We start from the raw sequence: 10,159 nt of genomic DNA, 5'->3' as shown, positions 1-10,159 counted from the left end.
TGTGCTGCGGGGCACACGGGTCCCGGCGTCCTCATCGACGAACTCGGAGAGCCCGGGATGCTCAGAGCCGCGTTCCACGCCTTCGAACACGGCGGTGCGCTGCACCTGCGCAGCCTCGCGCTCTGGGTGAGGCCGCTCCGATCAGGCAGGGGGTGGATACGCATCCCGCAACTGATTGCACCGGTGGTCCGGCTGCGTGAGGAGTTCGCCGAGGCCGCAGACAGGCAGCGGGTCACGCTCACGGTGGACGCACCGGTGGTGGGCCGGATCTACGGCTACGAGGGGACGTTCGAGTACGAGATCAGGAGCGAGGCCCACCCGCTGCACACGGACGCCTCTCACGGATGCCCGTCGTAGGTGAAGTGGATGAGCCGCAGCCGGGAATGCCGCACTCGTTCCACGCGCAGGTGCTTGGCGGTGAGCATCCAGATCGCGCCCACGAGCATGCCGGCCACGCCGGCCGCCGCGCCCACACCCAGGGCGGCACGCGGCCCCAGCAGGTCCGCGACCCAGCCGGCGAACGGCGCTCCCAAGGGAGTGCCTCCCATCACCACAGCGGAGTACACGGACATCACCCGGCCGCGCACATGGGCCGGCGTGGTCGTCTGCACGTAGGCGTTCGCGCAGGTGAGCATGGTGATGGACGAGAAGCCGATGAGCATGAGTGCGACGGCGAACGTCCAGTAGTCCGGCATGACGGCGGCGATCCCGCAGGCCAGGCCGAACCCTCCCGCGGCGAAGAAGACGATCCGCAGCCGGGGCAGTTCGCGTTTGGCGGCGATGAGCGCACCGGTGAGCGAGCCCACCGCGAGCACGGAGTTGAGCAGTCCAAAGGCCCCTGCGTCCCGGTCGAACTCCACGCGGGCCATCGTGGCGGTGTAGATGTTGAAGTTGATGCCGAAGGTGGAGACCACGAAGATCACGGCGAGCACCACCACGATGTCCGTCCGGGTGCGCAGGTAGGAGAACCCGCCCAGCAGGCCGCGCTTGCCCTCGGACCGCCGCGGTGGGGGCGGGTGCAGGCGGGAGCCGTCCAGCCAGAGCAGCACGCCCACGGTGCCGGCGAACGCCAGGCCGGAGAGGAGGAACACCGTCGAGGCCCCGGCCGCCGCCGTCATCACGCCCGCGATGGCGGGCCCCAGCATGCGGGCGCTGTTGAACGAGGCGGAGTTGAGCGAGACGGCGTTGGCCAGCAGCTTCTCGCCCACCAGTTCGGAGACGAAGGCGTGGCGCGCGGGTGCGTCCACCGTGGCGACGATGCCCAGCAGGAGCGCGAGGAGATAGACGTGCCAGAGCGCAATGGCCCCGGTGACGGTGAGGACGAAGAGGACCAGGCCCATCGAGCCCATGAGGATCTGGGTGAGGAGCAGCAGGCGCCGTTTGGGGAACTTGTCCGCGATGCTGCCGGCGAAGGGGAACAGCAGCAGCTGCGGACCCAGCTGGAGCGCCATGCAGATGCCCAGCGCGGTCGCGTCCTCGTCGGTGAGGTGGGTGAGGACCAGCCAGTCCTGCGCCGTCCGCTGCATCCAGGTGCCGGTGTTGGACACCAGCGCACCGCCGAACCACTTCCGGTAGTTGGGCTCGTGCAGCGAGCGGAACATCGACGACATCGGGTGGGTGGACGCCCCCTTCCGGGACTTGCGGTATGCGGTTCTTCAGCGGAGCCGATCGTCCGTGATCCGGTCTCCGGTCAGGCGGCCGGCGGATCTCCCAGCCCAGCCTCGGGCAGGGGCCGCCGGAGGCCGGGGTCAGCCCGGGTGGGACGCGGCGCTCACAGACGCGGCACCCGCCGTAGCGGTGTCCGCGGTGTCGAACGTGTCGAGCGGTTCGTTGATCTCGTCCAGCACGGCCTCGGGCGGCGTGGTGGAGCGGTGGGCCACATCCGTCTCGGAGTGCGCTCCGCAGCCGGAGTCCAGCGCGACGACCCGGCCGTCGAACGGCGACCACGCGTTGGCGCACACACCGAACCGCGTGCGCACGCTGCCGGCGATGGGCAGCAGGTAGCCGCAGGTGGAGCACTGGGCGCCTGCGCGCTTGGCGTACTCGCCCTCCGGTCCGGCATCCGACTTCTCCCAGCGCTGCGCGGCCCGCGCGATCCCCTCACGGGAGAGCACACGGGCGCGGCCCAGGCCGAACTCGAAGTTGGGGACCTGGTCGATGTCCTCGAGCAGGTCCGCGTCGACCTGCTCGATGCCCAGCTCCAGGTTGGGGTCGTCCTCCGTCCTGGGCAGGACGTCCTTGGGGCCCATGTCGCCGGGCTGCAGCCGCTTCTCCCACGGCACCCACTCCGGGGCCAGCAGCGCGTCCGGTCCCGGCAGCAGCGCCGTCTCGCAGACGGTGGCCTTCTTGGACCGGGGCGCGCGTGCCAGCACGGCCACCCAGTGCCAGCCGCGGTAGGCCGGAGCGGTGCACTCGAAACTGTGGGTGACGAGGCGGGTGCCCTCCGCGACGCTGCCCAGATGCGCGCCGATCTCCGTCTCCGGGGCCACTTCCAGGAGCGCCCCGCGCGCCACGTCCACGGCGGCCGCGAGCACGGCGTCGAGGACCGGCGGTGCCGCCCTGCGGGCAGGACGTGCCGGGGCTGCGGGGGCGGGTGAGTCCGCAGGTGCGGGAACATCCGCGCCCGAGGCCACGGGCACCTCGGACGCGGATGTCTGAGGCACGGTCCCCTGAGGGGCCGTCCCCTCGGCGGGGACGGACGGCTCCACCGCGGTGCCGCCCGGATCCTTCCGGGTGGTGCTCTGCACCGAGGCGATCCAGCGGTCGAACAGTCCGGACATCAGCCCTCCAGGTCGTCAGCGATTGCGCGGAGCACTTCCGCCACGCGGTGGGAGTGTCCGCTATCAGGGTACCGCCCGTGCCGCAGACCGTTCGACGTGTCCTCCAGCACCCGGATGACGTCCTCGATCATGGAGGCCGTCTTCTCCGGGTTCCGGCGGATGCGGGCGGGCGCTTCGATGAGGCGCGCCTTGAGCACCTGCTTGCCCTTGCGGCCGTCGACCACGTCGAAGTCCAGGCGGGTGCCGGGGGCGACCTCGGCTCCCGCGGGCAGAGCGGAGCTGTGGAGGAAGACCTGCTCGCCGTCATCGGCGGTGACGAAGCCGAATCCCTTGCCGGCGTCGAACCACTTCACGCGTCCAGTGGGCATCGTGCGTGTCCTTTCATGTCCTGTCGGGTGGGTGTGCCGCGGTGCGGCAGGGTGGATGGTGGGGCTGAGCGGGTCACGTGCGGGAGGCGAGCGCTCCGTGCGGCGGCCGGGGCGGGCTGGATCCTCCGTGGGCTCGGTGCTCGAGGACTGCGCGTGCTGCTCCGTGCTGTTCGGCGGTATCCCGTCCGCGTCTGCCCTTCCCGATGCCATGGTCCTCCGGGCCGGTCCGCTGCGGGGGCCGCGTCCGCGAGAACTGTTCAGGAGGCCGGGAAGCGTCGATCGTGGGGCGGAACGGAGCCGAGGCCGCAGGCGGCGTCAGCGAGCGGCTGACGGGAGGGTGCTTCTCAGCTGGTCCGCACGCGCCGGGTGAACTGTTGGATCAGCACGATCACGAGGAGTGCGAATGCGATGGGGAGCAGCACCAGTCCCGCCCAGGTGAAGACCGGCGAGACGACCACCCCCATCAGGCCCGTCGTGACGACGAGGGCCAGGCAGAGGAGGCCCACCACGGCGATGACGGCGGCGGTGAGGCCCATCCAGGCACCCGGGGGTCTCTGGGATGCGGGGACTGCACTCATCGGGCACCTCCTTCTGCGACGGCGGAGACGGGACCGCCCCGCCTCTCATGCGCACACCATCATAGCGCTCGGTGCAAGCCGGTGCGGAAGCCGCCGCGGAAGGCGGGACCCGGCTGGTGCAGGGGAGGCCGCGGGCAGTCGCAGAGAGACCCGTTCCGCACGTGTCCGCGTAGAATCGGGAGGATGCGCGAGACACTCTCCTTCGCCGCCTGGCTGGCCGCCGCCCCGCAGTCCTGGTTCCTCCGGATCGCCCGGACCCGCACCGATCTGCTGCGCACGGACGCCCCGGACGTCCGCCGCCTCGCCGCCCTGGCCGCCTCGCGCACCGCGGCCGCCGCGGGTCTGGAGATGCTCAGTGCGGATGCGCTGCGGGTCGTCCACCGCGCCGCCGTGCAGTCACGCATCGCCCCCGCCGTCCCCCGGGAGAAGCTGCCGGCACCGTCCCCGGCCTCGGGAGCGGGCACGGGAGCGGAGGCGAGCGCACCTGCCTCCGCCCAGGACCGCGCCGCCCCGGAACCTGCCGGGCTCGCACGTGCGGTGGAGGCCGGGCTGCTCTGGCCTGCCTTCCCGCCCGAGACCTCCTCCACGGGTTCCGCCGCGAAGTCCGCGTCCGCCGCCGGCGCCTCCTCCGAGGACTCCTGGCCCCTCACCGCAGCCGCCTACCGCGTGCACCCGGAGGTGCCGGCGCTGCTGCCCATGACCGCGGCCTCGCGCGCGGACGGCCTCGCCTGGGACAGCGCCCGGGATCCCCGGCCCCTCACCACCGACTCCGTCTCCGCCTCCCTCCTTCTCAATGCACAGGCGGCCGGAGCGGCGGGCGCGGTGTCCCGCGCCCTGGACGCCACGGCGGAGTTCGCCCGGCACGAGATCTCCCAGCTGGTGAGCGGCGGCGTGGGCAAGCGCGACGCGCAGACGCTCGCACGTGCCGTGGACCTCAGCCCGGGGCGGCTGATCCTGACAGTGGAGCTCGCGCACCGCCTCGGCTGGCTGTCCGTGTCCACCGACCCCTCGGACCCCGTCTGGCTGCCCACCCCGGCCTACGACTCCGCCGCGGCCACCGCCCGTGAGGAGATCTGGGCGCAGCTGGTCTGGGCCTGGCTCACCCATCCGGTCGACGTGGTCCACGTCCTTGCAGGCACCACTCCCGCCGGCGAGCGCGTGCACCTGCTGGGCCGCGACGACCACTCGCGCAGCGCCTTCCCCGGCTTCCCCGTCGCCGCACCGCAGATCCTCCGGCTGCGGCGGCTCGTGCTCTCCGCATTGCTGCACGCGGGCGAACCCGGCACGGCCGTACAGCAGGAGGAGCTTCTGGCCCTCCTCATCTGGGAGCATCCGCTGCTGGCCGTGCTCACGGAGGAGGAGCTGGCGCAGGTGCTCGACGAGACGGAGTCCTTCGGCCTCACCGCCTCACCCCTGGGCCGTGCCCGTTCCCATGCCCTCACCCCGCTGGGCCGCACCCTGGCGACCTGGCTCGAGGAGCACGCACACACCGCCCACGAACCCGAGGACCCGGACGCCGCCACGCCGCTGCCCACCTCCCTGCTGGCGGAGGTCGCGGCCCTCCTGCCCCCGCTCGAATCCACCGTCACGCTCCAGTCGGACCTCACCGCCGTGGCCGCCGGACCTCTGGAGCACACGGCGCAGACGCGGCTGGAGGCGCTCGCGGAGATCGACACCCGCGGGCAGGGCACCGTCTTCCGCATCACGGACGACTCCATCGCCGCAGCCCTGCGCGCCGGACGCGACGCCCCGTCCCTCCTGCAGGACCTCACGGAGCTCTCCTCCACCGGAGTGCCCTCCACGCTCACGCACATGATCGAATCGCAGGCCTCCCGGCTCAATAGGGTGCGGGTGGCCGCGGCGCGCAGCGTCATCGTCGTGGACGACCCGGCGGACCTCGACGTGATCTTCGACGACCCGGCCTCCGCGGCCACCGGCATGCGGCGCCTCTCCCCCACCGTCGCCGTCTCACCGGCACCCGCGGACCGCGTCACCGCCCTCGTCGAGACCGAGGACCGTCCCGTGCTGCGCGCGGACACGGAGGCCGAGTCCGGCCGCCCCGACCGCGCTCCCGTGCCGGTGCGCCCGGCCCCGCCCGTCACCCGCACCACTCGCGTGCCGGCGGACCGCGTGGAGGAGCACATCGACCGGCTCGAGCGCACGCGGTCCGCGGCGGCGAGCCGGAGTGGGGCGGCGGCCGGCAGAGCGGGCAAAGGCAGGGCAGGCGAGGGCAGGACGTCCGGTACGGGTGCCTCGGGTGCGGGGGCCTCGGGCGGTGCGGCGGCTCGCGGCGATGGGGACGCGAGAGGAGCAGGCACCACTGCACGCGGCGATGGGGCACGTGGCGGAGCCGGGCGCGGATCCGGCACCGGCGGCACAGGTGCTGCAGGCCAGGCCACCCGTTCCCGAGGCGCCACCGGCGCAGGCGCTGCCGGCCAGGGCGCTGCCACCTCGGTCCCCGGCGGGAATGCCGCGGCGGTCTCCGCCGTTGGGGCAGAGACGGGAACGGCAGGCGTCCTCGCAGAGCTGAGTGAGGCCGCTGCGGTGAAGGCGGAGGTGGAGCTCATCGCCGCCGGATCGGACGGTTCGCTGCGGCGTATCCGCATGCTGCCGGAGGGCGTGCGCGCCGGTCGCGTACTGGGGCGCACCTCCGCCGGGACCGCGGTGCGGATCGCGGCCTCGCGCGTGGTCGAGGTGCGACGTGTGTGAGACGGCTCAGCACAGCAGCGGCACGGGAACAGTAGGAGGAGCATGCACAGCGGCGTGACGACGGGTGGACCCCTCATCGTCCAGTCGGACAGGACCATCCTGCTCGAATCCGATCACCCGGAAGCCGCCGAGGCCGCCATCGCCATCGCGCCCTTCGCGCAGCTGTCGAAGACGCCGGAGCACATCCACACCTACACGATCACACCGCTGGGCCTCTGGAACGCCCGCGCCAGCGGCCACGACGCGGAGGGCGTGGTCGACGTGCTGCTCGACTACGCCAAACACCCCGTGCCGCACGAGCTGCTCCTGGATATCGTGGACGTCATGGACCGCTGGGGCGTGCTCACCCTCACGCGCTCCCCCGTCCACGGCCTCGTCCTCGAGAGCACGGACGCCGCCCTCCTCGACTCCCTCCTCACACAGCCGGATCTCGCGGGGAAGACCGGTGCGCGCATCGACGCAGGCTCCGTGGCCGTGCATCCCTCCGAACGCGGCGAGCTCAAGCACGTGCTCCTCAAGCTCGGCCACCCCGTCGCGGATGCGGCCGGCTACGTGGACGGCGAGGCACACGCCATCGACCTCACCGAGCGTCCGGAGCAGAGCGAGCCGGAGGGCGGACAGGACAGCGTTGCCGACGGGGCATGGGCTCTGCGCCCCTACCAGGCGCGTGCGGTGGACACCTACCTCGCGGGCGAGTCCGGCGTCGTGGTGCTGCCGTGCGGCGCGGGCAAGACTCTCGTGGGTGCGGCGGCGATGGCGCGGGTGAAGGCAACGACCCTCATCCTCGTGACCAACTCCGTCTCCGCGAAGCAGTGGAAGGCGGAGCTGCTGCGGCGGACCACGCTCACGGAGGAGGAGATCGGCGAGTACTCCGGCACGGTCAAGGAGATCCGCCCCGTCACCATCGCCACCTACCAGGTGCTCACCACGCGCAGGAAGGGCTCCTACCTCCACCTGGAGCTGCTGGACGCCCGCGACTGGGGACTCGTGATCTACGACGAGGTCCACCTCTTGCCGGCGCCGGTGTTCCGCCTCACCGCAGGCCTGCAGGCACGCCGGCGGCTGGGCCTCACCGCCACACTGGTGCGCGAGGACGGCAGGGAGGACGAGGTCTTCTCCCTCATCGGCCCCAAGCAGTTCGAGGTGCCGTGGAAGGAGATCGAGCAGGCCGGCTACATCGCCTCCGCACACTGCCACGAGGTGCGCGTGCGCCTGGACTCCGGTCTGCGCCGGGCCTACGGCAGCGCAGAGGGTGAGGACCGCTACCGGCTCGCCGCCACCGCGGATTCCAAGATCCCGGTGGTGAAGGAGCTCGTGGAGAGCCACGGGGATGCACAGATCCTGGTGATCGGGCAGTACATCGACCAGCTCGAGGAGCTGGGTGCCGCGCTGGACGCACCCGTGCTCACGGGCAGGACGCCGGAGCGGGAGCGCGAGGAGCTCTATGCGGGGTTCCGGGCGGGCACCGTGCGCGTGCTGGTCGTGTCCAAGGTCGCCAACTTCTCCGTGGACCTGCCCGAGGCCTCGGTCGCCATCCAGGTCTCCGGCTCGTTCGGCTCCCGGCAGGAGGAGGCGCAGCGGCTGGGCCGCATCCTGCGTCCCAAGGCCACCGCCCGCTCCGCGGAGTTCTACACCGTCGTCACCGCGGAGACCGTGGACGAGCGCTTCGCCGCGCACCGCCGCCGCTTCCTCACCGAGCAGGGGTACTCGTACACCATCGAGAACCGCTGAGCGGGCGGCGTCGCGCAGGCAGGGTGGGCGCGGCGGCGCGGCGTCAGGGCGGCGGTGCGTGGGAGACGTCTCCCACGCACCGCGAGGCGCCTCTATCGCACCACGCACCACAAACACGTTTGGCCGCCCACATATATGTGGGCGGCCAAAAGCATTGCCGGGCCCCTCGCACAGGCCACACCGCACACATGCCCTCCCACCCACGCATATGTGGGTGGGAGGGCATATACGAGGGTCCGTCTGGCGGCGCGCTGCGCAGAACCGGCGCAGCCGCACCTGCCGTGATCACGGACATACGCACTACCGGCACCAGGGAAGGGCCTCACCTCGCACGCGCGTTCCCGCCCAGTCACGGGTGGGCGGCTATGTCCATTCGCGGGCCCTCTCCAGCTCACGGGCACCCGCCGCCTTGTCCTCAGCCTCCTCGCCCTCGGCCGCGCCGGCCGCGGGGTCGGACGCCGCAGCCTGCACGTCCGCCAGCGAGAGCGGGCCGGTGGCCGGGTCGGAGAGCACGACGGCGCGCTGGATGCGCCTGGTCTGGCGCACCTCTCCCCACTTGATGAAGACCACCCCGCCCAGGATCCCCAGACCGCCGTAGATCTGCACGTGCGTGGGCAGCTCCGCGACGAGCAGCCACGCGACGATGACGGAGAACGGGACCTCGGTGAGGTTGACGAAGGCACCCACGGTGGCGCCCACCATCCGCAGACCCCAGATGCCGAACACGTACGCACCCGCCGTGAACAGCACGATCTGCGCGAGCGGCACCATCCAGGAGACGGTGGCCGCACCCATCTGCACCGGCTCGAGGATGAAGTCCGCGGGCAGGACGCCGGCCAGCAGGATCACGGCCATGACCACGGCGCCCACGGCCATCCCCAACCCGGTGAGCGCCACCGGCGGGATGCCGGAGTCCGCCTTGGCGGAGACGAGGAAGTAGCTGGAGAGGCACACGGCCGCACCCATCGCGAAGAGCACTCCGCTGAGCGAGATGTGGCTGGAGGACGGGTCGAGGATGAGCATGAGCCCCGCGAGCGAGAGCGCCATTCCGATGAAGGTGACGGTGGCCGGCCGGATGCGGGTGGTGATCCAGAGCCAGAAGACGATGAGCAGGGGCGAGGTCATCTCCAGGAGCAGGGCCACCGCGACGGTGAGCTCCTGCACTGCGAGGAAGTACAGCAGCTGGACGCCCACCATGGAGACGATCCCGTAGGTGACCACCATCCGCCACGAACGCACCACCTCGCCCCATTTCCCACGCAGCGCCAGCAGAGTGGGGATGAGCAGGATGAGGGCGCTGCCGGCCAGCCGGAGAAGGACGACCGCTCCCGGCGACCAGCCCGTCGCGTACATGGTCTTCGCGATGGGTCCGGAGACCGCGAAGAAGAACGACGACAGGAGCATGAAGCCGAATCCGACCATGGTGCGGTTCATTCTCTTTGACCTCCTCGACAGGCGCGCGGGCCTCCGCCGCGGCTGTCCGTTCGGCCTCCTCGTGCGCACGAGGGTTCTGCTCCCGGGTGCGCGCAAACGCGGCGCCCACAGGCGCGGCGCGGCGGAGCAGACGGATGCCCGGGAACAGGGGTGGCGAACGGGAGGCCGGACGGGCGGAAGGCCCTTCCTCAGCCGCAGGACAGCGGCTCAGGCACCATGAGACACGAGCATCCTGTCACGAGTCAAGGTGCCGATGGTCCTTACATGTGCGAGACTCGACACATGCAGATCTCCACCCACAACCGCTCGATCCTGGCGATGCTCACGGAGCTTGCGAATTCAGGACTCGACGGGGAGTCCCTCACCGGGCCCGCGGATGTCATCGCATTGGGAGAGCGCTACGGCTTCACCCCTCCCCTTCTCGCCGAGCAGGCGGACGTGCGCGCCCTGCACACCCTGAGGAGCCGCCTGCGGACCGCCCTCGTGCCCGAGGAGCCGCCGGGAGTGCCGGCAGGTGCCGCGGGGACTGCAGATCCCGCCGTCCCCGCTGCACTCACCG

General features: G+C 71.8%; 9 protein-coding genes. 4 read left to right on the top strand and 5 right to left on the bottom strand.

Annotated elements, in window-relative coordinates:
- Nucleotides 1–357 (top strand): DUF4166 domain-containing protein (locus Q0A33_RS03245; protein ID WP_291793044.1); only part of this gene is annotated, 357 nt, incomplete at its 5' end.
- Here the strand turns inward: Q0A33_RS03245 and Q0A33_RS03240 are convergent.
- From Q0A33_RS03240 to Q0A33_RS03225, 4 genes are all read right to left on the bottom strand, one after another.
- Complete coding sequence (locus Q0A33_RS03240) at nt 339–1,610, bottom strand: MFS transporter (RefSeq protein ID WP_291793042.1); 1,272 nt, start codon at nt 1,608–1,610, stop codon at nt 339–341. The genes Q0A33_RS03245 and Q0A33_RS03240 overlap by 19 nt on opposite strands.
- 138 nt (nt 1,611–1,748) lie before the next feature.
- Nucleotides 1,749–2,780 carry a DUF3027 domain-containing protein gene (locus Q0A33_RS03235; protein ID WP_291793040.1) on the bottom strand — a complete coding sequence of 344 codons (1,032 nt, stop codon included), beginning with the start codon at nt 2,778–2,780 and terminating at the stop codon, nt 1,749–1,751.
- Nucleotides 2,780–3,148, bottom strand: coding sequence for a cold shock domain-containing protein (locus Q0A33_RS03230; RefSeq protein ID WP_291793038.1), 369 nt, complete (start codon nt 3,146–3,148; stop codon nt 2,780–2,782). The genes Q0A33_RS03235 and Q0A33_RS03230 overlap by 1 nt, the downstream gene beginning before the upstream one ends.
- Nucleotides 3,149–3,492: 344 nt before the next feature.
- Nucleotides 3,493–3,726, bottom strand: a complete 234-nt coding sequence (locus Q0A33_RS03225; RefSeq protein WP_291793035.1) for a hypothetical protein — start codon at nt 3,724–3,726, stop codon at nt 3,493–3,495.
- Nucleotides 3,727–3,909: 183 nt separating this feature from the next.
- Between Q0A33_RS03225 and Q0A33_RS03220 the strand changes: the two genes are divergently transcribed.
- Together Q0A33_RS03220 and Q0A33_RS03215 are read left to right on the top strand one after the other, a co-directional pair.
- A complete protein-coding gene (locus Q0A33_RS03220; protein WP_291793033.1) occupies nt 3,910–6,435 on the top strand; it encodes a helicase-associated domain-containing protein in 2,526 nt (841 codons plus the stop codon).
- A gap of 54 nt (nt 6,436–6,489) precedes the next feature.
- The gene (locus Q0A33_RS03215) at nt 6,490–8,166 is read left to right on the top strand and encodes a DNA repair helicase XPB (protein WP_291793030.1); all 1,677 of its coding nucleotides are present in this window, start codon (nt 6,490–6,492) and stop codon (nt 8,164–8,166) included.
- A 363-nt stretch (nt 8,167–8,529) separates the two neighbouring features.
- Here the strand turns inward: Q0A33_RS03215 and Q0A33_RS03210 are convergent, their stop codons facing one another.
- Nucleotides 8,530–9,600, bottom strand: coding sequence for an EamA family transporter (locus tag Q0A33_RS03210; RefSeq protein ID WP_291793028.1), 1,071 nt, complete (start codon nt 9,598–9,600; stop codon nt 8,530–8,532).
- 282 nt (nt 9,601–9,882) lie between these two features.
- Here Q0A33_RS03210 and Q0A33_RS03205 point away from each other — a divergent pair.
- The coding region (locus Q0A33_RS03205) for a hypothetical protein (protein WP_291793025.1) at nt 9,883–10,159 on the top strand (277 nt) is incomplete at its 3' end.

It is taken from the genome of Brevibacterium sp., from assembly GCF_022712115.1.
Lineage (GTDB): Bacteria > Actinomycetota > Actinomycetes > Actinomycetales > Brevibacteriaceae > Brevibacterium > Brevibacterium salitolerans.
The sequence above is the reverse complement of the archived record's forward strand: the minus strand, read 5'-3'. Positions and strand labels throughout refer to the sequence as shown.

Excerpts from the sequence above, each read along its gene's own strand:
- Q0A33_RS03240 (WP_291793042.1), bottom strand. The coding sequence starts at position 1,610 with ATGTCGTCGATGTTCCGCTCGCTGCACGAGCCCAACTACCGGAAGTGG.
- Q0A33_RS03235 (WP_291793040.1), bottom strand. The coding sequence starts at position 2,780 with ATGTCCGGACTGTTCGACCGCTGGATCGCCTCGGTGCAGAGCACCACC.
- Q0A33_RS03230 (WP_291793038.1), bottom strand. The coding sequence starts at position 3,148 with ATGCCCACTGGACGCGTGAAGTGGTTCGACGCCGGCAAGGGATTCGGC.
- Q0A33_RS03225 (WP_291793035.1), bottom strand. The coding sequence starts at position 3,726 with ATGAGTGCAGTCCCCGCATCCCAGAGACCCCCGGGTGCCTGGATGGGC.
- Q0A33_RS03220 (WP_291793033.1), top strand. The coding sequence starts at position 3,910 with ATGCGCGAGACACTCTCCTTCGCCGCCTGGCTGGCCGCCGCCCCGCAG.
- Q0A33_RS03210 (WP_291793028.1), bottom strand. The coding sequence starts at position 9,600 with ATGAACCGCACCATGGTCGGATTCGGCTTCATGCTCCTGTCGTCGTTC.